Source organism: Arthrobacter sp. Y3221159 (assembly GCF_059089885.1).
The window spans coordinates 54,426-79,151 of record NZ_JBNHFC010000005.1; the positions used below are offsets into that span (position 1 = coordinate 54,426).

Below are 24,726 nucleotides of genomic sequence, written 5' to 3' on the forward strand. Positions count from 1 at the left end.
GTTACTTGCCCTCTTCTGTAGATGCCGGGGTACTTGAGGAGTCTTTGGTGGCCGCCTGGGCCAGTTCGGCCGAACGGGTTCCGGGCCTGTGTGCCGGAACCCAGCCTTCGGTGTTGCGCTGGGCAGCGATGCTCAAGGCAAGGGCACCTGCGGGTACGTCTTTGCGGATAACCGCACCGGCGCCGCTGTAGGCACCGTCCCCCACGGTGACCGGGGCAACAAAGACTGTATTGGAACCTGTCCGCACACCGGAGCCGATGACCGTCCGGTGCTTCTTTTCGCCGTCGTAATTGGCGGTGATGTTCCCGCAGCCGATGTTGGTGTCCTCGCCGATTTCGGCGTCGCCGGCGTAGCCGAGGTGGGACAGCTTGGAGCCGCGGCCAATGGTTACGTTCTTGGTTTCGTAGAACGCGCCGATCTTGCCGCTTTCGCCCAGGACCGTGCCCGGGCGGAGGTACGTGAAGGGCCCGACGGCGGCGCCCGCACCGATCACGGCGCCGGAACCATGGGTGCGGACCACCTTGGCGCCTTCGCCGACGGTAACGTCCGTCAGCGTGGTGTCCGGGCCGACGACGGCGTCCCGGGCCACGGTGGTGGCTCCATGCAGCTGGATGTTCGGCAGGAGCCGGACGTCCTCGTCGAGCGTGACGGATGCGTCGATCCAGGTGGTGGAGGGGTCAACGACGGTGACGCCGGCACGCATCCAGGCTTCCACGGTGCGCCGGTTCAGTTCCGCACCGAGCGCCGCGAGCTGGACGCGGTCATTGGCGCCTTCCACCTGCCAGCGGTCCGCGGTGACGACGGCGGCCACGCGGCCCCCTGCCTCCCGCGCCAGTGCGAGGACGTCGGTGAGGTACTTCTCCCCCTGCGCGTTCTCGGTGGTGACCTTGCCCAGGGCTTTCCGCAGCACCGCGGCGTCAAAGGCGTAGATGCCCGAGTTGACCTCGCGGATGAGCTGCTCAGCCTCGCTGGAGTCCTTGTGCTCCCTGATCCCGATGACCGTGCCGTCCTCACCGCGCAGGATCCGCCCGTAGCCGGTGGCGTCGTCCAACACCGCGGTCAGGACGGTCACGGCGTTGGCTTCACTCTCATGGGTGGCAACGAGTTCGGCCAGGAGCCCGCCGGACAGCAGCGGGACGTCGCCGTAAGTCACTACCACGGTGCCAGTGAGCTGCTGCTCCGCGTCAAGGGCCTGGAGTGCCACTTCGACGGCGCGGCCCGTGCCGGGGATGTCGTCCTGGTCGACGATCAGGGCCGAAGGATCCAGCTGGGCGACGTGCTCCGCCACCAGGTCACGTTCGTGGCGAACCACGATGGCGAGCTGCTGCGGGTTGATGCTGCGGGCCGCCAGCAGCGCATGCCCCACCATGGACCGGCCACCGATTTCGTGGAGGATTTTGGGGGTACGTGACTTCATCCGCGTACCGGCGCCTGCTGCCAGAACGATGACGGCGGCCGGGCCGGTTTTCTCGGGGATCACGTACGGGCTCTCCTTGCCTGGGTTACGCTGGCGTTTGCGGTGTCCGGGCGGCCTGTCGGCACGGAACCGGGTGTCATGCTACTGAACTCCTCGCACAGCAGTTCCGCCCATAGGATTCGAACCTATACTCCACGGCTCCAAAGGCCGGGGTGCTGCCGTTACACCAGAGCGGACCATGCCCCAGGCGCAAGGCCCGGGCACAAGTCCCTATTTTGCCACGGGTTCGGGGCGCCGCGCGACACGGGCCCGCCGTGCCCGCCCCGGAGCCCCGGAAAGCCGGGCCAGGGCCGTAGGGCATGATGGAAATGTGAGCAACAACCCCCCGCGGACGCGAATGACCGCACTCCAGCGCCGGAGCCAGCTGATCGGCGTCGGACGCGGCCTCTTTGCCGCCCGCGGCCTGGACGGGACCACCATCGAGGAGATCGCCGCCTGCGCAGGCGTGTCCAAGCCGGTCATCTATGAACACTTCGGTTCGAAAGAGGGGCTCTACACCGAAGTGGTGGACTGCGAGTTTCACATCCTCCTGGATGCCATCAGCGCCGCCCTGGCCGAGGAGGCAAAGCCGCGGGTCCTCGTGGAACGCGCCGCGCTGGCGCTGCTGACCTATATCGAAGACCGCACGGAGGGCTTCCGGATCCTGATGCGCGACGCCCCGCCCTCCCAGCCGGAAGGCGCCTTCTCCACCCTGCTCTCGCACGTTACCGCCCGGGTGGAGCACATCCTCTCCGACGAGTTTTCCCGCCGCGGCTTCAGCGGCGAAGACGGCGCCATGTACGCCCAGATGCTCGTGGGCATGGTGGCGATGACCGGCCAGTGGTGGCAGGATAGCCGCCAGCCCGACAAGCACACCGTCGCAGCACACCTGGTCAACCTCGCCTGGAACGGGCTCACCGGGCTAAAGAAGGATCCGGAGCTCCGATCCGAGGGATAGTGCCCCGCCGTAGTTCCGTCCACGGCGCAGTGGCCCCTTCGCCGTCGCTTAGACACGGGCCAAAGAGGCTCCAACGGTCGCTGAGCGACCTTATGGGCCTGATGGCCCGCGATGCGCTCCTACGCGAAGGACCACCACGCCGCTCTTGCCTATACTTCCTAAGCGTCAGTCGCCGAGGAGTTCGGAGGACTCGAGCCACTCGAGTTCGAGGGCGTCCTTTTCGTCCGTGAGGTCCTTGAGCTGTTTGTTCAATTCGGCGAGGGCGTCGAAGTCGGACTTCTCCGTGCTCTTGACCATGTCGTCGTGGAGCTTCTTCTCCTGCTGGTCCAGCTTCTTGAGCTGCCGCTCGATCCGGTTGAGGGCCTTGCGGGCCTCGCGCTTTTCGGCCTCGGAGGGGCCGGACTGGGCGGCGGCCGGGACGGCACCGCCGGCGCTCGTGACCGGGTTGCCGCCGCCGGTCACTGTGGAACCGGCCAAGGCCGCCTCACGGAGCTCGAGGTACTGGTCCACGCCGCCGGGCAGGCCGCGGAGCTTGCCGTCGCCCAGCAGGGCCATCTGGTGGTCGGTGACGCGTTCCAGGAGGTAGCGATCGTGGCTGACCACCACCAGGGTGCCGGGCCAGCCGTCCAGCACGTCCTCAACGGCGGCAAGGGTGTCGGTGTCCAGGTCGTTGGTGGGCTCGTCGAGCATGAGGACGTTGGGCTCCCCCACCAGGAGCCGCAGGAGCTGCAGGCGCCGGCGTTCGCCACCGGACAGGTCCTTCACCGGGGTCCACTGCTTCTGGTTGGTGAAGCCCAGCTGCTCCACGAGCTGGCCGGCCGTGAATTCCCGGCCGCCCACGTTGAAGGACCGCTTTTCCCGCTCGATGACCTCAATGACGCGGAGATCGGCGACGTCGTCGAGTTCCTTGACTTCCTGAGTGAGCACGGCCGTGACCACGGTCTTGCCCCGCTTCAGCTTGCCGGCGTCGGGCGTGATCTCGCCGTTGAGCAGCTTGAGGAGGGTGGTCTTGCCGGCGCCGTTGACACCCACCAGTCCCAGGCGCTCACCCGGTGCCAGGCGCAGGGTGATGTTGTCGAAAAGCTTCCGGCCGTCGTCGCCGCCGCGGAAGTTGAGGGAGACGTGCTCAAGGTCCAGCACATCCTTGCCCAGCCGCGCCGTGGCCATCTTGTTCAGTGCCGTGGAGTCCCGCGGCTCCGGGACGTCCTCGATCAGGGCGTTTGCCGCTTCGATCCGGAATTTCGGCTTGGACGTCCGGGCCGGCGCGCCGCGCCGGAGCCAGGCCAGCTCCTTCTTGACCAGCTGCTGGCGCTTGCTCTCCACGACGGCGGCCATCCGGTCCCGCTCCGCGCGGGCAAGAACGTAGGCCGCGTAGCCGCCCTCAAAGGGGTCCACGATTCCGTCATGCACTTCCCACGTCTTGGTGCACACTTCATCGAGGAACCAGCGGTCGTGGGTCACCACCAGGAAGGCGCCCTGGTTAGCCCGCCAGCGGCTCTTCAGGTGCCTGGCAAGCCAGGCCACGCCCTCGACGTCGAGGTGGTTGGTGGGCTCGTCAAGCATGATGACGTCGTGGTCCTCGATGAGCAGCTTGGCGAGGGCCACGCGCCGTTTCTGGCCGCCGGAAAGGGCATGGACGTTGGCGTGCCAGTCGACGTCGGACACAAGACCGCCCATGATCTCGCGGATCCGGGGGTTGCGTGCCCACTCGTAGTCGGCCTGGTCCCCCACGATTGCCGCGCCCACTGTCAGGTCGCCGTCGAGCACGTCGCTTTGGTCCAGGTAGCCGATGTTGACGTCGCCGCGCTTGGTGACCCGGCCGGAATCCGGCGTGGAACGCAGGGCGAGCAGCCTCATCAGGGTGGACTTGCCATCGCCATTGCGGCCCACCATGCCGATCCTGTCGCCCTCCTCAAGTCCCAGGGTGACGCCGTCAAGGACGGTGCGGGTTGCGTAGGAAACCGTCAGGTTTTCGCCGCCAAGAAGGTGTGCCAAAGGGAACTGCTTTCTGCTGCTCGGGTGGGATTGATAAAGGGTGTCAGATCAGGGTGTCGGAGACGATGCGCGCCCCCGGAACCGGACCGTGCACGGCCAGGGCGGACAAGCCGTAGCGCTGCAGGGCCTCTGCCAGGGCCTCCGCGGCCACGGAATCGTCCGCGAGCAGGGCCACCGTGGGACCGGAGCCGGACACGATGCCGGCAATGGCGCCGTGGGATTCGCCGATGCCCAGCGTATCGCGCAGCGACGGGGCAAGTTCAATGGACGCCCGCTGGAGGTCGTTGACCAGGACCCGGCTCAGCGCTTCAGCGTCGCCACCGCGCAAGGCCGTGAGGATCTGCGGGTCGACGCCGGTGGGCTCGGCCGCTTGCACCCCTTCAGCTTCACGCAGCCGGTCCAGGGTCCGGTACACCTCCGGGGTGGACAGGCCGTAGTCGGCTGTCACCAGGACCCAATGGGTTTGTGCCTTCGCCAGGGCCGGGGACAGTTTATCGCCCAGGCCCAGGCCGACGGCGGTGCCGCCCAGGAGGGAGAACGGGACATCGGCGCCGAGCTCGGCGGCCAAGTGGGCCAGTTCTTCCCGGGAGAGGCCACTGTTCCAGAGTGCGTCGCAGGCAAGGAGCGTAGCCGCCGCGTCGGCGGACCCGCCGCCCATGCCGCCGGCCACCGGAACCCGCTTGGTGATCTCCAAGTGCACGCCGGTGGCATGTTCGGAAACGTCCGCCATGATCGCGGCGGCTTTGTACGCCAGGTTGTTGCCGTCCAGGGGAATGTCAACGGCGTCCAGGTCCAAGGTGCTCTCCGGGCTGATGCTGACCGTGATGCCGGGCGTCTCCTTGCTGGTGGCGGCCACTTCCTCATACAGGGAGACCGCGAGGTAAACGCTGGCTACGGAGTGGTACCCGTCGGGGCGGAGGGGCCCGACGTCGAGGGACACGTTGACTTTGCCGGGTGCCTTCACCCTGACGGTCCTGGCGGTGAACCGGCCCGGGCGCGCGGCGGTCACGCCCCGGTGTCCTTGGCCTCGGCGATCCGGGCGAACGCGGCGATGTCAATGACTTCACCGCGGGCCGTGGGGTCCACTCCGGCTGCCACCAGGCAACGTTCAGCTTCCGGCGCTCCCCCGGCCCAACCGGCAAGCGCGGCACGCAGGGTTTTGCGGCGCTGCGCAAAGGCGGCGTCCACGACCGCGAACACCTGTTCCCGGGTTGCCGTGGTGGCCGGCGGCTCGCGGCGGGTGAAGGCGACCAGGCCGGAGTGGATCTTTGGCGCGGGCCAGAAGACGTTCATGCCGATGACGCCGGCCTTGCGCATATGGCTGTACCAGGCGGCCTTCACCGATGGAACACCGTAGGTCTTAGAGCCGGGGCCGGCCGCGAGGCGGTCCGCCACTTCGTCCTGCACCATGACCAGCCCGTGTCGCAGGCTGGGAAATTGCTCCAGCAGGTGGAGAACCACGGGCACCGCCACGTTGTAGGGCAGGTTGGCCACGAGTGCCGTGGGCTGGACCGGAAGCCCGGTGACCTTCATGGCGTCGGCGTGCACCAGGTGGAAGGCAGCTGCGGCGGAGGGACGCCATTCCTTCACGGTTTCGGGCAGCTTCGCCGCGAGAACGGGATCAATTTCGACGGCGACCACGGCGGCAGCGGCGTCCAGCAGCCCAAGCGTCAGGGACCCGAGGCCGGGGCCCACCTCCAGTACGGTCTCGTCCGGTTGCACGTCCGCGGCGGCCACGATCCGGCGAATGGTGTTGCCGTCGATGACGAAGTTCTGGCCCAGGGTCTTGGTGGGCCGGACCCCTATTTCCTCCGCCAGCCGGCGTATATCGGAGGCACCAAACAGCGGTGCGGGCGCGGCGGGGATGGGTTCAGTCACCTAGGTATCCTATCCCGCGCGGGGAATCCGTCCGGGACAGCTCTGCACGCCAACCTGCCCTGAAAGAACCGCGCCGGCCGGTTAACGGCTGCGGCCGGGCCCGGAAAGTCCGGACCCGGCCGCGGGCGCCAAGGGGTGGCGCAGGTGAAGGTCAGCTGCTGGCTGCCCAGCCGCAGCCCCAGGGCTGCAGGCCACGCTGTGCGTAGACGCGGTTGGCAATGTCGATCTGCTGGGCTTTGGTGGCGAGGCTGGCGTTGGGGGCATAGGCACCGCCGCCGGCTCCAATCCAGGTCTGGATATCGAACTGCAGGCCGCCGTAATAGCCGTTGCCCGAGTTGATGCTCCAGTTTCCACCGGACTCACACTGGGCAATCTTGTCCCACATGGCCTCGTTCATCATGGCCGGTGCGGAAGCACCGGCGTTGCTGCCCGTCGAAGTTGCCGGGGCTGCCTGGGCGACGGGCTTGGGCTTGGTGCCCACGGTGATCTTTTCCGCCACCGGCTGCACCGTGACCGTCTCGGACACCAGGGTGCGGGAGGCTTCGCGGCCATCCACCAGGACCAGTTTGTAGGTCTTCTCCAACTTGCCGGCGGAACCTGCCTGGGTGACTTCCTTTTCACCCTTCAGCAGTTCGGCGCTTTCGGTGGTCACCGTGTCAAAATCGATGTCCTCGGTGGCCACGGCGGTCTGGCCGTTATCGACGCGGGAAACCTTGATCACCATGTTGTTCACCACGTGCGCGTTGGCGGGCTGGGAGGTGCGGTCATTGGCGCCAAGGGCCAGGCCGGCATCTTCCAGGACGTTGCCCACAGTGGCAGCCGTGGTGGTGGTGGTGTCCACCTTGCCGTCGGCGACGATGCTGACGGTTTTGGGCGTGGAAATGGACACGAAGGAACCTTCAACGGCGAGTTGCGCGTCCTTGGGAGCGGATACCGACGAGGCACTGGCAACTCCGAGTTCCGTCACCAGGTCTTCCACGTCCTGGGCGGTGGTGTTGACAGTCCTCTCCGCCCCGTCCAGGCTCACGGTGACTTCCTTGGCCTGGTTCACGTTAATGACGGTGCCGTTCCGGACGGAGGCGTCAATCGCGGGGGAAACGCGGTCCGTCGGCTTGAGCTCCAGGTTGGCGCTCTTGACCACCTGGCCGACCGTTCCGCCGAAGGTCTGCACGGACGTGACTTTGCCGTCCACGTTCACCGTGACGGTTTTGTTATTGCCGACGAAGGCTACGAGCCCCACCACCAGCGCGCAGAGCACCAGCATCTGGGCACCAACCTTGAAAAAGCTGATCTTGCCGTCCGTTGTGAAGAACTTGACCACGTTTGCCCGTAACTTTAGGTTCTTCCGGGCACGGGGATTGCGCAATAAAATGCCCGGCACCACTGTGGTAACAGCAGTCCGGGCACCGTTGCGCCGCCACACTCTGCGCAACGGCCTGGGCGGGACCAGGCCCCGTCAGAACATGTTGCAGGTTGAGTGAATTACCCGATGGCCTTCCCCGACCCCGGCTAACAGTTGTCCACTGTAACCGTAGCGTTATAAAGCGGCCAAGAATTCTACATACCAGGTATTCAGATCGGGCTCCAAGGTCGCGATGGCATTAAGCCCAGGATCCGTATGCCCGCAGGGTATTCTCGCTGATTCGGCCGCACAATACGCCAAGGTCGGATCCTGTCAATTCGGCCATGGCACGTACGGTGTAGGGCACCATATAACTGGCGTTCGGACGCCCCCGGTGCGGATGGGGGGTGAGGAACGGCGCATCAGTTTCCACCAGGACCAGGGCGGGATCCGCTACCGTGAGGGCAGCGCGCAGGTTCGCCGCATTCTTGAAAGTCAGCGTGCCGGCAAAGGACATCCACCAGCCCTCCCGGTTGCAGATCTCCGCCAACTCTTCGTCTCCCGAAAAGCAATGGAACACCACCCTTTCCGGTGCGCCTTCCTCATGCAGGACCTGCACCACCTCGTTATGCGCATCCCGGTCGTGGATCTGCAAAGTCAGGTCCAGGCGCTTTGCGATATCGATGTGGCGCCGGAACGAGTACTTCTGGTGGGCCAGGCCCTCGCCCCGGGTCCGGTAGAAGTCGAGCCCGGTTTCGCCGATGGCACGGATCCGGGGATGGGCAGCCAACTCCTCGATCTCGTCAAGCGCCTCCTCCAGTTGACCCCTGGCCGCATAACGGGGTGCGTCATTGGGGTGCAGGGCAACGGCTCCGAGTAGCCGTTCGTCCTGCTCCACCGCCTGGACGGTGAAACGGGAGGATTCCAGGTCGCATCCCACCTGGACGGCTCCCTGGACTCCCACCGCGGCGGCGGCGTCAAGGGCCGCCCGGATTCCAACCGGCGCTTTCCCGTCCGGGAAATCGAGATGGGTGTGGTTGTCCATCACCGGCACCGGCAGCGGTTCCGGTGCAGGCGGGAAATCCCGCGTCCGGCCGCCCTCGTCATCCGGGGCTTCCCCGGCGGCGGTGGTGCGGTAGGCATCGGGAATCAGCGAAGTGCACATCCATCCAGCCTAACCGCGGCCGGGTGCCCCATATTTGTCGGAACTCTCTGTCTGCCGGTGCAGTTGTGTTAGTAGTCTGGTACGAACAGATGCGAACGCCCACCGAGGGGCGAAGGCAGGCTTGCTGTCACGTCCAGGTGAAACCCGGGCTGAAAGGTTGCCGATGGAACCCCACCGACGTATTGCCACCGAGGGAAGCGCTGCCGCGGGTGGTTTTGCGGGCGTCGCAGAGCCCGTCAGCCGGCTGAACGGCCACCGGCAGGCGGCCGCGATGGACGGTGAGTCTTTCCACGCCGCCAGCCAGCGCATCCTGACCACAGTCAATACCGTGATCGACGGGAAATCTGATGCCGCCAAGCTCGCGCTGACCGTCCTGCTGGCGCAGGGCCACCTGCTGCTTGAGGACGTGCCCGGCGTCGGAAAGACGCTCCTGGCGAAGACGCTGGCGCGGACCATCGACTGCACCGTCAACCGCATCCAGTTCACCCCCGACCTGCTGCCCTCCGATGTCACAGGGGTGTCCATTTACAACCAGGCCTCCCGGCTGTTCGAGTTCCGGCCGGGCGCGGTCTTTGCCAACATCGTCATCGGCGACGAAATCAACCGCGCCTCCGCCAAAACCCAGTCGGCCCTGCTGGAGTGCATGGAAGAACACCAGGTGACGGTGGACGGGAACTCGTACCGCCTGGGCGAGCCGTTCATGGTGGTGGCAACCCAGAACCCCATTGAGATGGAGGGGACATATCCGCTGCCCGAGGCCCAGCGGGACCGCTTCATGGCGCGGATCTCCATGGGCTATCCGGACAAGGACGCCGAGATCGAGATGCTTGAAACGCACCAGGCGGCGTCACCGCTGGCCACGGTGACGGCAGTGGTCAGCACGGCCGAAGTGGCGGCCATGATTTCCACGGTCCAGCAGGTGTACGTGTCCCAGGCAGTCAAGGAGTACACGGTTTCGGTGGGCAGGGCCACGCGGGAAAGCCCCCTCCTCAGGCTGGGCGCGAGTCCGCGTTCCATGCTGCAGCTGCTGCGTGCTGCCAAGGCCACGGCCGCCCTTGACGGCCGCGATTTCGTCCTGCCGGATGATGTGGTCCACGTCGCGGAGGCAGTCCTGGCGCACCGGATCATCCTGGACCGGAAGGCAGCAGGCTCGGGCGAGACTCCCCACAGCGTGCTGCGGGGCATCCTGTCGCGGTTGCCGGTTCCGCATGCGCCATCGGATCCCAACCCAGCTCCTGCCGGCAGGAGCACCGCATCCGTGGCCGGCCTCGGCAGGAACCGCTAGGCGGAACCATGGCGCTGTTGGACAGGCTTCCGCGGCATCTCTTCACCCAGCGCGGCTGGGGGATGCTGGGTGCCGGCGCCGCCGCCATGGCCGCGGCCTACATCATGGGCCGGCGCGACCTGCTTACGCTCAGCGTCCTGTTGCTGGTCCTTCCCATGGTTTCGCTGGCAGGCATCCGCCTGGTCAAGCCCCGCTTCCGCGTCTACCGCGAGTTCAACCCCTCCCCCGTGGAAACGTCGGCCCCCACCACCGTGCGGCTGGCCGTTTCCCGGACCGGAAACGGGAGCGGCCGGGCCACCATGGAGGAGCGCCTGCCGTCCCGGTTCGGTGAATCCCCTGCTTTCCGGTTCCCTTCCCGCTCAGCCACAGGCGGAACCAGCCGCTACGAGTACACCCTGCGCTCTGCCCGGCGGGGCCAGTTCCGCATTGGGCCGGTCACTGCTGAGTTCACGGATCCGTTCGGGCTTTCCCTGCACCGCCAGGCCATTGACGACGGCGACATCCTGACCGTGACGCCTGCCGCCGTCGTTCTTCCCCTGACGGGGCTCGCCGGGGCACGCGGCAACGACGGGGTCACAGCGACCAGGATCCGGGCCAACCCGAGCGACGACGACGTCATGACCCGCGAATACCGCCACGGCGACCCCATGCGCCGGGTCCACTGGGCCGCCACCGCCCGGCACGGTGCCCTCATGGTCAGGCAGGAGGAATCCGTCACCACGCCCGAGGCAACCATCATCCTGGACCACCGCTTTCCGGCGTTTTCCGCCGGCTCCACGGCGGTGCCTGCCGGGCTCTCGGGACAGGACGGGCCCGCGATGGCCACCAGCGGCACCTTCGAGTGGGCCGTGGTGGCGGCGATGTCCATCAGCACGCATCTGTCCGAGCGCAACTACGGCCTGCGGCTGCTGGATGTCCGCGGGGAACCGGCGTTCCTCCATTCCCCGTCCGCGCCCAACCCGGAGTCGGAGGAATATAGCGGCACCTCCGGGCTCCAGTCCATCGGCGAAAGCCTTGCCGCGATCCAGCTCACCGGCCCACACCACCATCACCGTGACAGCCGGCTCCTGGACGCCGTGGCCCGCGATATCCCCCTTTCCGGCCCCCGCAACCGCACGGGCCAGGATTCCGGGCCTCCCCCCTTCGACGACCGGCTGATGGACAAGCTGTCAGCCCACCGCATGCGGGGGCCCCTGATTGCCGTGCTCGGGAGGATCTCACCCGAGGAGGCGCTGTCCCTCGCCCCTGCCGCCGGTTACGGCACGAATGCCTTTGCCATCCTGGTGGCGGACAGGCCCGCCGACTTCGGCCCTGTCCTCGAAGCGCTGCGCCAGGGAGGGTGGCGTGCGGTGGCCGTACCGCCGTCGGTTCCGGTGGCCTCGGCGTGGGGACAATTTGACCAGGACGTGGAGCTTCCGGCACCGGCCGCGGAAGTCCGGCGCGGGGCGGGGGTGGTCCGGTGACCATCGCCCCGGCCCGGCCGCCGGAGACCGGGCAGCACCAGTCGGCTGTGGGAATATCCCCGGCCCGGTCCCGTGTTGGTCCCTTTCCATGGGCGATGGCGGCTGCGGTATCCGTGGCGGTCTGCGGTGCTGCCCTCTCGCTGAACGGTGTACTGCGGGGCTGGGGCTGGTACTGGCCCGTGTTCACCACTGTGCTGGTGGTGAGCTTCACCCTGGCTTCGCTGCGGGCCGTCCGGGCCCAGCCGCTGCTGGTGACTGCCGGCGGGTTCCTGTCCCTTGCCGCCATCCTTACCCTCACGTTCTTCCGGGGGTCGAGCATCCTGGGGTTCATCCCCACCCCTGCCACTTTCACCGACCTGGGCCGGCTCATCCGGCGTGCCAGCGAAACCGTGCTTTCCGAAACTGCGCCGGTGGCGCCGAACGTCGGAATCGTCATGGTGATGTGTGCCCTCCTCGGCTTGGCCGTTATCCTCGTGGACGCACTTGCCGTACCCCTGGGCATGCCCGCCGCTACCGGAGTGGGACTGTTCGCCATCCTGGTGGTGCCGGCCGTGATCAAGCCGCAAAGCGTCGGCTTCTGGGGCTTCACCGGTGCCGTTGCCGGCTACCTGATGATCCTCGCTTGCAGCCAATGGTTCGCCCCTGACCCACGGACCCAGGCCGATTCCGTCCGGACCCCCGGACAGATCAGGCGGGCCGCCTTGACCGGCGCCGCTGCGCTGCTGGCCACCCAGCTGGTTGCCCTGGCCATCCCCGGATTCGACCAGGGAACATTTCCGCAGGGCTCCCGGCTCAATCCCTGGGGTACCTCCACGGGGCTGAACCCCATGATCACCCTGGGAAACAGCCTGCGGACCCCTGACGGCAGCGGCAGGATCACCTACGCCACCAATGCGGCCAGCCCGCTCTACCTGCGGTCCGTAACGGTGGACAACTTCGACGGCGAATCCTGGGGCCCGGACGACCGCAACGCCTCCCGGCTTCCGCTCGTGGGGCAGCTTGACCCCGGCTACGCCGCCCCGGCAAGCGACCAGGTGCAGCAGGTGACTGCCATTGATACCGGCTCCTTCAGCAGCCCCTACCTTCCGGCACCCTACGCTCCTGAATCGGTGCGCGGGCTGGACGGCCGGTGGACCTGGGATCCGGCCACCCTCAGCATCAAGGGCTCGGACACCACCTCCCGGCGGCAGGAGTACGTGGTCACGTCATCGGTGCCGAACCTTTCCGCCGGCCTCCTGGCACAGTCCTCGGCCCCGCTGCGGAACAACATTCCCGAGGAGTTCACCAGGATCCCCGGCAACGTCCCGGAGATCGTGAGGACCACTGCCGGGACCGTGGCAGGCGCCAGCAATACCCCGTACCAGAAGGCGATGGCCATCCAGCGGTACCTCCGCTCGGCCGAGTTCACCTACTCCCTGCAATCGCCTGTGCAGGGCGGATACGACGGGAACGGACTCTCCGTGCTGGCTGACTTCCTGGAGCAGAAGAGCGGCTACTGCATTCACTACGCATCGGCAATGGCCGTCATGGCACGGCTGGAAGGTATTCCCAGCCGGATTGCGGTGGGCTACGCTCCGGGAAGGCTGACCGGGGCCACTGTCACCGTGGCCGGGCAGGGCGCGCTTCCCGAGTTCGAGGTGGATGCGCGCGACGCCCATGCCTGGCCGGAACTGTACTTCCAGGGCGTGGGCTGGGTGCCTTTCGAGCCCACTCCCTCCCGCGGCGTGGTTCCTGGTTACGCGAGCGAGTCCTCGTCCCCGTCCGCCCCCGGTGCAGTCGAAAATAATGCTGACCTGGTTCCCGACGCTACTCCGGCGCCGGCCCCTGCGCCCAGCGCTGCCCCGATTCCGGCTCCCGGCACAGGTGGCGGCACGGAGTCCGGCCTGCAGCTCCTGCCGTTCCTGATCGTTGCCGGCGCAGTCCTGGGCGCGGTCCTGCTGGCCGCGTCACCGCACCTGGTCCGGGCGACTACCCGGGCCCGGCGCCTCCGGCCCAGGGACCCGGGTGAAGCCGTCCCGCTGGCCTGGAGCGAACTGCTGGACCTGGGCACCGACTTTGGGGTGCCCCCGGACCCCAGCGAGACCCCGCGGGCCTATGCCGGGCGGCTTCGCGCCCGCTTCGGGGAACCCGGCGGGATGGACGCAGCGGCGCACCAGGCCGCGGGCGTGATCACCGCGGATTTCGAGCGGCACAGGTACGGCCGGCCCCCGACTGGCCCTAAGGCGGGCGACGCCGGACGGGAGCGGCAGGATGCGGGCGGCACCGGCGCTGCGGCACGCATCGAAGCCCTGGAGCTCGCCTTGCGCGCCAACGCCACCCGGTGGCAACGATTCCGTGCCGCCTGGCTTCCGCCGTCGGTCATGGGGCGGCTAAGACGGATGCTTGCGGCACCCTTCAACGCGGCACGCCGGCTCCTCGCCGCAACGGCAAAGGCCGCCACCCGCACCCTGCCCGTGCGTTCACGGTAAGGGCGGGCGGCGGCCGGCGGCCCGGGCGCGACTGCCCGGGCCAAAGTACCCGGGTGCTTATCCCGCGTAGGGGTCGGCGATGCCGATGTACTGGGTGTAGAGGTACTCCTCGATGCCTTCCAGGCCGCCCTCGCGGCCCAGTCCGGACTGCTTGACACCGCCAAAGGGTGCTGCGGCATTGGAGATGACGCCGGCGTTCAAGCCCAGCATGCCGGTCTCAAGGCGTTCGCCCATCCGGATGCCGCGGTTCAGATCCTTGGTGAAGACGTAGGCTACCAGCCCGTATTCGGTGTTGTTGGCCAGCCGCACGGCGTCATCCTCGGAGGAGAAGGTGATGATCGGGGCGACGGGTCCGAAGATTTCCTCCGAAAGGATGCGGGTTCCCTCGGTAACGCCCGCCAGGATGGTGGGCTGGTAGAAGTAGCCCGGCCCGTCCACCGGAGCGCCGCCCAGGACCGCCTTGGCGCCGGAGGCGACGGCGTCCGAGACCAGTTCGTGGACCTTGTCCCGGCTCTTGGCATCGATCAGCGGGCCCACCTTGGACTCGGGTTCGGTGCCGCGGGCGGTGGTCATTTCCTTCATCTTCGCGGCGAACTTCTCCGCGAACTCGGCTGCCACGGACTCGTGCACGATGAACCGGTTGGCCGCGGTGCAGGCCTCGCCCATGTTGCGCAGCTTCGCCAGCATCGCCCCGGCGACGGCGGCGTCCAGGTCCGCGTCCTCGAAAACGACGAACGGTGCGTTGCCGCCCAGCTCCATGGAGGTCCGCAGGACGGTCTCCGAAGCATCGGACAGCAGGCGGCGGCCTACCTCGGTGGAACCGGTGAAGGAGAGCTTGCGCAGCCGGGCGTCCTTGATCAGCGGACCGGTGGTGGCCCCTGCCGTGGAGGTGGGGATGACATTCAGGACTCCGGCGGGCAGGCCCGCCTCCTGCATGACGGCGGCAAACAACTGCGAGGTCAGCGGCGTGAGGTTCGCGGACTTCAGCACCATGGTGCAGCCTGCGGCCACGGCGGGCGCGATCTTGCGGGTGGCCATGGCGAGCGGGAAGTTCCACGGCGTGATCAGGAGGCAGGGGCCCACCGGCTTCTTGGTGACCAACAGGCGGGACTTGCCGTCCGGGGAGACGGAGTAGCGTCCGAAGGCGCGGACGGCTTCCTCGGAGAACCAGCGCAGGAATTCGGCGCCGTAGGTCACTTCACCCCTGGCTTCGGCCAGCGGCTTGCCCATTTCCATGGTCATCAGGAGCGCGAAGTCCTCGGCCCGCTCGGTCACCATTTCAAAAGCACGGCGCAGGATTTCGCCGCGTTCGCGCGGGGGCACCTTCGCCCAGGATTCCTGTGCGGCCACGGCAGCGTCCAGTGCTGCGGCACCATCCTCCGCGCCGGCGTCGGCGATGCTCAACAGGACTTTGCCGGTGGCGGGATCCTCGACGTCGAACGTCTTGCCGGAAGCGGCGTCCCGCCACTCGCCATTGATCAGCAATCCGGTGGGGACAGAGGCCAGAAGCTGGCTTTCGCGGTCCGCGGTTACGGCCGGCTGTGCGGTGACAGTCACGATGACTCCCTCGTCAGTAGGGTTGTTGGCAGCCCTTCGCTGCGGCCGGAACGACCGGGCCCATCAGGCTGATTATGTGCCAGACTACTGCCGGGGTTCGCCCGGGGTCTACGCCGCTGCGCACTGCCGAACCCGCCTTCTGCTGTGCAGCTGCACAGCAGTCCTTGAAGGCCTGCGGGCGGCTGTCAGCGGGCCGCCAGCACGGCGGAATAGAGCTCCCTCTTGCTTACCCTGACGTCCTCGGCGACAGCGGCCACAGCTTCCTTGAGCCGGATGCCCTGGGCCACCAGATCGTTCACCGCCGCAACGTGGTCCTCGGGGGTGCCTGCCGCCTGTTCGGGCGCACCTGCCACCACGACGGCGATCTCACCCCTGACCTCGGAGCTTTCCGCCCATTGCAGAAGCTCGCCGAGCGGTCCCCGGAGTACTTCCTCATAGGTCTTGGTCAGTTCGCGGCAGACGGCCACCCGCCGGTCCGGGCCGAAACGTTCCTTCAGCGCCCGGAGCATGGCCTCAAGCCGGTGCGGCGCCTCAAAAAACACCATGGTGCGGCGTTCCCCGGCAAGCTCGGCCAGCCGGGATGCCCGTTCGCCCGTTTTCCGGGGGAGGAAACCTTCGAAGCAGAAACGGTCCGTGGGCAGGCCCGAGAGGGCCAGCGCTGTCAGGACAGCGGAAGGGCCGGGAACCGCCGTTACGGTCATGCCGGCAGCCACGGCGCCCTCCACCAGCCGGAAACCGGGATCGGACACTGACGGCATGCCGGCGTCAGTGACCATCACCAGCGTGCTGCCGGCCCTGACCTGGTCCAGCAGCTCCGATGTCTTGGCCGCCTCGTTGTGCTCGTGGTAGCTGATGATCCGCCCCGCCACCGTGATGCCCAGGCTTTGCACCAGCCGGTGCAGGCGGCGGGTATCCTCCGCGGCAACGATGTCCGCTGTTGCCAGCAGTTCCACCAGCCTGGCGGAGGCGTCACCCGTATTCCCGATCGGAGTGGCGGCAAGGATGATGCGTCCTGCCGCTGCCGGGCCGGATTCTGGCGGGGTGCTGGGGGAAGGGTCCACGCCTCAAGCCTACTGCCGGGGGGACTGCCGGCCGCAAAAAGGTAGCATGGGGCTCGTGACGCAGACCTCCACGCGGCCGCCCGGAGCCGGACAACCAGCTCCCCCCACCCCCGGCCAGGACGCCACGAAGGCGCCAGGCAGCGGCGGGGACTCCCGGACAGGCGGCAGGGCGGCCCGGCCATGGATCAGCCGCCCGGCCGAGGCCTTCACGCGTGAAGCGCTGCACGCACGGCTTCTCGGAGGAGTGCGCTCCTGGCGGGACTACCCGCCGTCGCTGCGGCTGTGGATGCTGCTGGTTCCGGTCCTGACAGCCGTGGCCGGCGGGATCCTCCGGTTCGTCCGGCTGGACGCTCCCCACAAGTTGGTCTTTGACGAAACGTACTACGTCAAGGACGCGTACTCGTTCCTGGTCAGCGGCTATGAGCGCAACTGGCCGGACAAAGCGAACGATTCCTTCAACGCCGGCGATCCATCGGTCCTGCTCCCCTCCCCCGAGTACGTGGTCCATCCGCCGGTGGGCAAGTGGATGATCGCCGCCGGGATGGCTCTGTTCGGCGCGGACAATTCCTTTGGCTGGCGCTTCGCTGCAGCCTTCACCGGAACCCTCTCCATCCTGCTCCTTGCCCTGATAGCCCTGAAACTGTTCCGGTCGTTGCCGCTGGCCGGCGCCGCCGGCCTGCTCCTGGCCGTGGACGGGCACCACCTGGTGATGTCCCGGACCTCCCTGCTGGACATCTTCCTGATGTTCTGGATCCTCGCGGCTTTCGGCGCCCTGCTGCTGGACCGGGACGACGGGCGGCGCCGGCTCGCAGCACGCCTGGCACAGGCGGCGGCCCGGAACGGCGGACAGCCGCCGGCGGAAATGCTGCTGTCCGGTCCCTGGCTCGGGATCCGCTGGTGGCGGGTGGCGGCAGGAATCTGCCTGGGACTCGCGGTCGGCACCAAATGGTCCGGGCTGTTCTTCCTGGCCGGTTTTGGCCTCCTCACAGTTATCTGGGACCTCAGTGCCCGGCGCGTGGCAGGAATCCGCGGCTGGATCAGCGGCGGCGCCATCAAAGACGGCATCCCGGCGTTCCTCAGCACCGTTCCCGTGGCATGCCTGGCGTACGCGGCAACCTGGACAGGCTGGTTCCGCTCGGAGGACGCCTACTTCCGCCGCTGGGCGGAGGGCAACCCGTCCGCTGAATGGGGCTGGCTGCCGGACTCCATCAGGTCCCTCGCCCACTACCACCGCGAGGCCTACACATTCCACCAAGGCCTCGGCTCCGACCACCCGTACGAGGCAACTGCCTGGAGCTGGCTGGTACTCGGCAGGCCGACGTCGTTCTTCTATGAATCCCCGGAGCAGGGCACGCCGGGATGTGCCGTGGCGAAATGTACATCGGCCATCCTGTCCGTGGGCAACCCGCTCATCTGGTGGGGCGCCGTCATATCCCTGGTGGTCCTGCTGTTCTGGTGGGCGGGGCGGCGGGACTGGCGGGCCGGGGCGGTCCTCGCCGGCGTCGGCGCCGGGTACCTTCCGTGGTTTCTCTACCCGGAGCGGACCATGTTCTACTTCTACGCGGTCTCCTTCGAGCCGTTCCTGGTCCTGGCCCTCGTGTACTGCCTGGGACTGGTCCTGGGGCGGGCGGCGGACCCTCCATGGCGGCGCCGCGCGGGCCTCTACCTCGTGGCCCTGTTCGTGGCGGCGGCCGTCCTGCTCTCGGCCTTCTTCTACCCCGTCTGGGCAGCCGAGGTCATCCCCTACGACGCCTGGCGGGTACGGATGTGGATGCCGTCCTGGATCTAGGGCAGGATTGCAATCAGACCCGATCGAAGCCGCTGCCGCGGCCTGGCAGCGGAACGGAGACCTGCTGTGAGAGAAGCAAGCACGGAACTGCTGGTGGGGCTCGACGCCGGCAGCAACGTCACGGACCTGCTGCTGGAGCAGCACGCCGCCAACCCCGCCCACGCCCTCTACCGGCGCAAGGGCCCCAACGGCTGGGTGGATGTTCCGGCGGCAAAGTTCCTGCAGGATGTCAGCGCACTGGCCAAAGGGCTGATTGCCGGCGGACTTGAGCCCGGCGACACCGTGGCCGTCATGTCCGCCACGTCCTATGAATGGACGCTGGTGGACTTCGCCATCTGGTTCGCGGGCGGCGTGACCGTCCCCATTTATGAAACGTCATCCGCCCGCCAGGTTGAGTGGATCATCCGGGATGCCGGCGTCCGGCGCGTTTTCGCCCAGGACCTGGCGGTGGCGGACCTGGTCACCGGCGTTGTTGCCGGCTCACCCCCGCTCCGGGACCGGCTGGTGAACGTGGTGCGGATGGACAACGACGGCCCGGCCCCCAACCTCGCCAGCCTCGCCGCTGCAGGGGCCGGGGTAAGTGACGCCGAGCTCGAGCGGCACCGCAGCCGCGCCGGCCTGGACGACGTTGCGTCCCTCGTCTACACGTCGGGTACCACGGGCAATCCCAAGGGCTGCGAGATCACCCATGGGAACTTTGCCTTGGTGGCCAAGAATATCGTCGCGTTCCTTCCGGAACTGCTGATCCAGGACCAGGCGCGCACGCTCATGTTCCTGCCTCTGGCCCATGTTTTGGCGCGGGCCGTCCAGGTGGTGTGCCTGACCGCGGGCGCAACGCTGGGGCATACCCCGGGCGCCGCCCGGCTCCTGGAGGATCTGGGGACCTTCAAGCCCACCTTCCTGCTGGTGGTCCCGCGGATCTTTGAAAAGGTCCGGGCGACGGCGGCCCATAAGGCAGTGGTGGCGGGCAAGGGCAAGCTGTTCCAGGCCGCCTCGGCCGCTGCCATCGCCTACTCCCGCGAGCTGGACCGGCAGAGCCGCGGCGAGGGTACCGGCCCCGGACTGGTGTCCAGGGTCTGGCACGGAATGTTCGACCGGCTCCTGTATCCCCGGCTCAGGCAGGCCTTCGGCGGCCAGGTGGGATACACCGTGTCCGGGGCGAGCCCGCTGGCACATGAGGACGCGCACTTTTTCCGCGGCGCGGGCATCCCGGTGCTGGAGGGCTACGGCCTGACCGAGACCACCGCGCCGTGCACGGCCAACACCCCCTCCCGTACACGGGTGGGTTCGGTGGGTATCCCCATTCCCGGCACCACTATCCGAGTGGCCGAAGACGGGGAGATCCTGGTCAAGGGAATCGGGGTTTTCAAGGGCTACCACGGGAACGAGGCCGCCAACGCCGAAGCCTTCGTGGACGGCTTCTTCCGCACCGGGGACCTTGGGGTGCTGGACGCCGACGGATTCCTCACGGTGACCGGGCGGAAAAAGGACCTGCTGGTCACAGCGGGCGGCAAGAATGTGGCTCCGGGGCCCCTGGAGGAAGTGATCCGGTCCCATCCACTGGTGGGCCATGCGGTGGTTGTCGGAGACGGCAAGCCCTTCATTTCGGCGCTGGTGACACTGGACCCTGAAGGACTCGAGAACTGGCGCTCCGAACGGGGGCTTCCGCCCCTCGCGGTCCGGGACGCAACGTGCGATCCCGGCGTGCTGGAGGCAGTGCAGCATGCAGTGGATCAGGCCAACCAGCTGGTGTCCAAGGCCGAATCCATCCGTTCCTTTTCACTGCTGGACGCGGAGTTCACCGTTGAATCAGGCCATTTGACACCGTCACTGAAACTTAAGCGGTCCGCCGTCGTGCAGGACTTCCAGGCGGAAATCGACAGGCTCTACGCCTGATCGGCCGCCGCGTCCCTGGCTGGCAGGCCGCGGCGGCGGCGCGTCGGCCAGGTGAGGATGAGCGTCACCAGCGCCGTCAGCAGAACCAGCCCGGCGATGACGATGCCGGCGTCGATCCAGAACTGGCCGGGGAACAGCCGGATCAGGGTGTCGTCCAGGCTGAAGGTCCAGGAGCCATCCGCAAAGAAGATCCGGTGGAACTCGGTGAAGAACTGCTGCCAGCCCAGGAAGGCCAGGGTTCCGAGGCCCAGGATGAGGACCAGGGTAGCGATGGAACCCGCGAACAGGCCGCGGCGGACTCCCCCGGTGCTGCGCTTTCGGAGGTAGAGGACAGCGACCAGGCCAAGGACGAGCAGGAGAACCCCTGCGCCGAAAGTGGACAGGATGACCAGCTTGACGTCCGCCATGTGGCTGACTTCGCCATCCTTGAACAGCTTGTCCCCGTTGCGGTGCACCAGGTCGCCAAGATACCGGGGGCCTGACCAGTTACTCAGGTAGTCGACGGCATAGGAGCCGTAGGTCATCCGGTCATCCGTGCTGAAGCCGTACCCGTCGCCGGGGAAACCCGGACGGTTGTATTCCACCCACAGGAACAGCGGGCTGGTCACCGCCCGGACGGCGAGGACCAGGAGCACCACCGGGAAGATGATGGCCAGCACGACCTGCATGACACGTGGTGCAACCGGTTTTGCATTGGCAGCACTCTCCCGCTCCGCGTTGCGCCGCTCCACCTCTTCCTGCGGTGGACGCACCTGCAGGGCCGAGGTTTCGAGGGTTTCCCGGAAGACGGGTGTGCTTTCACGGCCGGATGCGTCAGCGTCGTCGGAAGGTGCAGTCGCAGAAGGTTCCCTCCCGTGGGAAGGAGCAGTCCCGTCGGAAGGCAGGGCTGCTGCCTCCGCCGCTTTTCGGCCGGCCCTGCTGTCCGGCTGGGAATTTCCGGCCTCCGGCCCGCCGGAATTCCCCGGCACAGCTGATGAACCGGCAGCAGCGGACGGGTTCCCGGCGGTGCCGCTCCCGCCTGCGGACCGGGCGGTGTCGGTGACGGCCGGGGTCAGCCAGGAAAAGGCGGGTTCGTCGGAGTCGCCGGACGTATCCAGGAACGGTTCCGGCTGCGGCGCGGTGCTCTTGGCGCGGGCCGGTGTTTCGTCTTTCACAGCAGCGTCACTTCCGTAGGGTTGACACGCTGCGCCAGGGTCTGCTGGCGCACGTTTTATCTGTTGACGAGCCTACAGTCCGGGGGTAACACGGAGCGAGGAACCACCCCGGCCGGATTACAACGATTCAGGCAGCGATTTCCGCATACCCGGCATCTTCGCGGCGGAGGTCGCCGCGTTCCCCGGCCAGGTAGGCGCGCCGTCCCCACACCAGGACGTACACCCAGTAGGCCGCCAGTACGCCGGCGCCGATGCCGATCTTGGCCCACACCGGGAGCGGGCTGGGCGTGACATACGCTTCCACGAGGCCGGACGCAAAGAGCACCAGGACCAGGCCCAGCGCCACCGTGATCAGCGACCTGCCTTCCTCGGCCACCGCCCGTCCCCTGGTCCGCGGACCAGGCGAGACCATGGCCCAGAAGATCCGCAGGCCGGCAGCGCAGGCAATGAAGACGGCGGTGAGTTCCATCAGGCCGTGCGGCAGGATGTAGCTGAAGAAGACGTCGGACTTTCCGGCCGCGGCGAAGACTCCTGCCGCGACCCCCACGCCCTGCGCGTTGCTGAATAGAATCATGGGTACCCAGATGCCAGTGATGCCCAGCGCCACCGCCTGGGCGCTGATCCAGGCGTTGTTTGTCCACACGGCGCCGGCGAAGGAAGCTGCCGGGTTCTCGGAGTAGTAGTCGATGAAGTCCTCCTCCACGTACTGCCTGGCGGCGGCCTCTGAAGCCACCGCCCGCAGGGCTTCGGGGGACGCTCCAATCCACAGCGCGAAGGCGGCACCAATGGCAACGAACGCCAGTCCGCAGGCAAGGGTGAGCCAGGTGAGCCGGTAAAAGGCGGCCGGGAGCGCCACCACGAAGAACCGTGCCAGGTCGGCCATCGGATTGGACCGCGCGCCGGTGAACCTGGTCCTGGCCAACGCAAGCGTGGCGGAAAGCGAGGCGGACAGACCGCTCTCGGGGGCAACCGAACGGATCAGGGACAGGTGCGAGGACGCGGACTGGTAGAGGGCAAGCAGCTCGTCGGCTTCGCGTCCGCTGAGCCTGCCCTTGGCGGCGAGTTCGTTCAGCCGTGCCCACTTGTCCGCATTCACCGCGGAGAAGGCGTCCATATCCACGGGACCAGCCTAACGGCACGGCACTAGACTTTGACCGTCCGCACCATCAGCCGCGAGGGGGTACCTGCTGTGGGTTCGATCGTCACCGGCGAGGCAGTTGTCCTGGAACTGCGCCCCGCGTCGTTTGCGGCGCGTGCGCTTGGGCTGGTCCTCGACGTCCTCTTCCACGCCGTGCTGCTGGTGGTGATCCTGATTGGCCTGGCTGCGGCCGGCGAAGACCTCGATGAGGCAGCCATGCGTGCGCTGGTCCTGTCCAGCGTTGTCTTCTGCCTGGTAGTCCTCCCGGTAGCGGTGGAAACGCTGAGCCGGGGCCTGTCGCTGGGCAAGCTGGCAGCAGGGTTGCGGGTGGTCCGGGACGATGGCGGTGCCATCCGTTTCCGGCATGCCCTGATCCGGGGACTGACCGGGTTCCTGGAAATCTACCTGACCCTGGGCGGACTCGCGCTGGCGGTGGCTCTCTTCAACGACAAATCGCGCCGGCTCGGTGACTTGCTGGCGGGAACCTATGCCATCCGCAGCCGGGTGCCGGTGGAAGAAGCAGTTCCCGTCTTCGTCCCCCCGCGGCTGCACGCGTGGGCTGCCCACGCGGACATTGGAAGAATTCCGGACGCAACCGCCCGCCGGGCCTCCCAGTTCATCCGCCAGGCACAGCGGATGGCACCGCTGTCACGGGCCGGAATGGCGGCAGCAATTGCCACGGAGCTCGCTGCCCATGTGGCCCCTCCCCCGCCTGCGGGGACCAGCGCGGACGATTTCCTTGCTGCCGTCGTTGCCGAACGCCGTACCCGGGAACTCGCCAGGTTGACGCAGCAGCGGAGGCGCAACACGGAAGTGGGCGAGCGGCTGCAGCGGCTGCCGTTCAGCGGCTGAGGTCAGTTGTCGTACTCGTTCCAGGGGATGTTCCAGTCCCCAAAGCCGTCGTCGTGCGCCGCGTAGTCGCCCTCGGTGTTTACGATATGCACCACGTCCCCGGTGCCCATGTTGTCAAAGACCCAGGCGGCGCCGTCGGGAGCAAACCCGATGCAGCCGTGTGAAACGTTTGCGTTGCCGATGAAGGGGTAGGCCGACTCGAGGGCCTGGTGGATGTACGCGCCGCTGAGCGTGAGGCGGATGGTGTACTCCACATCCACGTCCCCGTAGTAGGCAGGATCGTCCGGTTTCAAGCCGATACTTGAGGCGCGGAAATGGTCGTAGCGCTTCTTCTCCATCAGCACCCCGTAGCCCCGTGCCGACGGGAAGCGCTTGTCACCCATGCTTACCGGCAGCGTCTTGACCGGCTGGTCGTTGATGCTGAGGGTGAAGGTGTGGGCTGCGGCGTCCGCGACGGCCACCTTCTTGTCGCCGATGGCGATGTTTACCTTCTTGTTGAAGTTTGCGATCTGCCCATTGCCAAGGTCCACACCGAACAGCTGCATGTCCATCGAGATCGTGGAGTTGGCAACCCAGAACCCCTCCGCACGGTACCGGACCATCTTGTCGCTGTGCCAGTGGAAAGCACCCACCTGGCCGGCGCTGCTGGTGATCCTGATGGCCTTTTCCACGGCGTCACGGTTGAGGACGGGTTCGCTGAAAATGATCTGCAGCGGCTGCCCCACGCCCACCTTCATGCCGTCCAGCGGATAGATGGCGGCGTCGGCCTCATGTGAACTGGACACGGTGCTGAAGGACTGCGTGGTGCTTGTTTCCCGTCCGGCGCCATCCTTCACGACGTACGTGTAGCTGTAGTCGGTGTTGAACTTAAGCGGGCCGGAAGCCGTCCAGCCGGTGCCGGCGGCGTCGATGCTTCCTTCCACCGTTTCACCAGAGGTACTGGTGAGCGTCACACGCTCGATGGTGCCGTTGCTGACCTTGAGCGACACTGGGGCCGCGGGATTGACCTGCTTGGCACCGTTAGCGGGTGCTGCGTCCGACTTCACCGGGGCGATGACGGGCGCGGCGAGGCCCGGGGAGGTCCGGACGGCGGAGCCGGCTTCGGATTCCAGCGCCGCGCCGGCGAGTCCGGGTGCGACGGCAGCGAAAACACCGCCGGCAGCTGCCAGGAGGCAGACGACGGCGACGATGAGAATCTTTTTTGCTGTCCGCGCGCGGCGCGGCTGGGCTTCGGGCTCCATGTTCCGATCCTAGGGCTTGGAAGTAACA

18 protein-coding genes and 1 tRNA gene are annotated in these 24,726 nt (G+C 67.3%); 7 read left to right on the forward strand and 12 right to left on the reverse strand.

What is annotated here, in order from left to right; translation table 11 throughout:
* Position 1 precedes the first annotated feature (1 nt).
* Both glmU and AC5RT3_RS06780 read right to left on the reverse strand, forming a co-directional pair.
* Positions 2-1,480: a bifunctional UDP-N-acetylglucosamine diphosphorylase/glucosamine-1-phosphate N-acetyltransferase GlmU gene (gene glmU / locus AC5RT3_RS06775; RefSeq protein ID WP_494051452.1), complete on the reverse strand. Its 1,479-nt coding sequence runs from the start codon at positions 1,478-1,480 to the stop codon at positions 2-4.
* Positions 1,481-1,581: 101 nt separating this feature from the next.
* Positions 1,582-1,653 (reverse strand) — tRNA-Gln (locus AC5RT3_RS06780).
* A 134-nt stretch (positions 1,654-1,787) separates the two neighbouring features.
* Between AC5RT3_RS06780 and AC5RT3_RS06785 the strand changes: the two genes are divergently transcribed.
* Positions 1,788-2,414, forward strand: a complete 627-nt coding sequence (locus AC5RT3_RS06785; protein ID WP_494123816.1) for a TetR/AcrR family transcriptional regulator — start codon at positions 1,788-1,790, stop codon at positions 2,412-2,414.
* A 165-nt stretch (positions 2,415-2,579) separates the two neighbouring features.
* Here AC5RT3_RS06785 and AC5RT3_RS06790 read toward each other — a convergent pair whose 3' ends face one another.
* The 5 genes from AC5RT3_RS06790 to AC5RT3_RS06810 form a co-directional block, all read right to left on the reverse strand.
* Complete coding sequence (locus AC5RT3_RS06790) at positions 2,580-4,409, reverse strand: ABC-F family ATP-binding cassette domain-containing protein (RefSeq protein WP_494123817.1); 1,830 nt, start codon at positions 4,407-4,409, stop codon at positions 2,580-2,582.
* A 43-nt stretch (positions 4,410-4,452) separates the two neighbouring features.
* Positions 4,453-5,418 carry a 4-(cytidine 5'-diphospho)-2-C-methyl-D-erythritol kinase gene (locus tag AC5RT3_RS06795; RefSeq protein ID WP_494051450.1) on the reverse strand — a complete coding sequence of 322 codons (966 nt, stop codon included), beginning with the start codon at positions 5,416-5,418 and terminating at the stop codon, positions 4,453-4,455.
* Positions 5,415-6,287: a 16S rRNA (adenine(1518)-N(6)/adenine(1519)-N(6))-dimethyltransferase RsmA gene (gene rsmA, locus AC5RT3_RS06800; RefSeq protein ID WP_494010592.1), complete on the reverse strand. Its 873-nt coding sequence runs from the start codon at positions 6,285-6,287 to the stop codon at positions 5,415-5,417. Before rsmA ends, AC5RT3_RS06795 begins: the two co-directional genes overlap by 4 nt.
* 151 nt (positions 6,288-6,438) lie before the next feature.
* Positions 6,439-7,608: a resuscitation-promoting factor gene (locus tag AC5RT3_RS06805; RefSeq protein WP_494123818.1), complete on the reverse strand. Its 1,170-nt coding sequence runs from the start codon at positions 7,606-7,608 to the stop codon at positions 6,439-6,441.
* 280 nt (positions 7,609-7,888) lie between these two features.
* Entirely contained in the window at positions 7,889-8,794 is a 906-nt protein-coding gene (locus AC5RT3_RS06810; RefSeq protein WP_494051448.1) for a TatD family hydrolase, read from the reverse strand.
* A 163-nt stretch (positions 8,795-8,957) separates the two neighbouring features.
* On the opposite strand from AC5RT3_RS06810, the gene AC5RT3_RS06815 reads away from it, so the two are divergent.
* The 3 genes from AC5RT3_RS06815 to AC5RT3_RS06825 are packed head-to-tail and all read left to right on the forward strand — an operon-like array spanning position 8,958 to position 14,010.
* Positions 8,958-10,079, forward strand: coding sequence for an AAA family ATPase (locus tag AC5RT3_RS06815; RefSeq protein ID WP_494051447.1), 1,122 nt, complete (start codon positions 8,958-8,960; stop codon positions 10,077-10,079).
* A gap of 8 nt (positions 10,080-10,087) precedes the next feature.
* Positions 10,088-11,542, forward strand: a complete 1,455-nt coding sequence (locus AC5RT3_RS06820) for a DUF58 domain-containing protein (RefSeq protein ID WP_494123819.1) — start codon at positions 10,088-10,090, stop codon at positions 11,540-11,542.
* Positions 11,539-14,010 carry a transglutaminase TgpA family protein gene (locus AC5RT3_RS06825; RefSeq protein ID WP_494123820.1) on the forward strand — a complete coding sequence of 824 codons (2,472 nt, stop codon included), beginning with the start codon at positions 11,539-11,541 and terminating at the stop codon, positions 14,008-14,010. The genes AC5RT3_RS06820 and AC5RT3_RS06825 overlap by 4 nt, the downstream gene beginning before the upstream one ends.
* A 57-nt stretch (positions 14,011-14,067) precedes the next feature.
* On the opposite strand, the gene AC5RT3_RS06830 is transcribed toward AC5RT3_RS06825, so the two are convergent.
* Positions 14,068-15,567 (reverse strand): NAD-dependent succinate-semialdehyde dehydrogenase, encoded by a 1,500-nt coding sequence (locus AC5RT3_RS06830; RefSeq protein WP_494123821.1) that lies wholly within the window; start codon positions 15,565-15,567, stop codon positions 14,068-14,070.
* 185 nt (positions 15,568-15,752) lie between these two features.
* A complete protein-coding gene (gene rsmI, locus AC5RT3_RS06835) occupies positions 15,753-16,628 on the reverse strand; it encodes a 16S rRNA (cytidine(1402)-2'-O)-methyltransferase (protein WP_494051443.1) in 876 nt (291 codons plus the stop codon).
* 46 nt (positions 16,629-16,674) lie between these two features.
* Between rsmI and AC5RT3_RS06840 the strand changes: the two genes are divergently transcribed.
* Positions 16,675-18,417, forward strand: coding sequence for a dolichyl-phosphate-mannose--protein mannosyltransferase (locus tag AC5RT3_RS06840; protein WP_494123822.1), 1,743 nt, complete (start codon positions 16,675-16,677; stop codon positions 18,415-18,417).
* A gap of 66 nt (positions 18,418-18,483) precedes the next feature.
* Positions 18,484-20,313 (forward strand): AMP-dependent synthetase/ligase, encoded by a 1,830-nt coding sequence (locus AC5RT3_RS06845; protein WP_494051441.1) that lies wholly within the window; start codon positions 18,484-18,486, stop codon positions 20,311-20,313.
* Here the strand turns inward: AC5RT3_RS06845 and AC5RT3_RS06850 are convergent.
* Both AC5RT3_RS06850 and AC5RT3_RS06855 read right to left on the reverse strand, forming a co-directional pair.
* Entirely contained in the window at positions 20,304-21,467 is a 1,164-nt protein-coding gene (locus AC5RT3_RS06850; protein WP_494123823.1) for a TIGR01906 family membrane protein, read from the reverse strand. The two genes, AC5RT3_RS06845 and AC5RT3_RS06850, sit on opposite strands and share 10 nt — an antisense overlap.
* Positions 21,468-21,594: 127 nt before the next feature.
* Complete coding sequence (locus AC5RT3_RS06855; RefSeq protein WP_494123824.1) at positions 21,595-22,587, reverse strand: stage II sporulation protein M; 993 nt, start codon at positions 22,585-22,587, stop codon at positions 21,595-21,597.
* 69 nt (positions 22,588-22,656) lie between these two features.
* Between AC5RT3_RS06855 and AC5RT3_RS06860 the strand changes: the two genes are divergently transcribed.
* Complete coding sequence (locus tag AC5RT3_RS06860; RefSeq protein ID WP_494010701.1) at positions 22,657-23,457, forward strand: RDD family protein; 801 nt, start codon at positions 22,657-22,659, stop codon at positions 23,455-23,457.
* A 2-nt stretch (positions 23,458-23,459) separates the two neighbouring features.
* Here AC5RT3_RS06860 and AC5RT3_RS06865 read toward each other — a convergent pair whose 3' ends face one another.
* A complete protein-coding gene (locus AC5RT3_RS06865; RefSeq protein ID WP_494051438.1) occupies positions 23,460-24,698 on the reverse strand; it encodes a L,D-transpeptidase in 1,239 nt (412 codons plus the stop codon).
* Positions 24,699-24,726 lie beyond the last annotated feature (28 nt).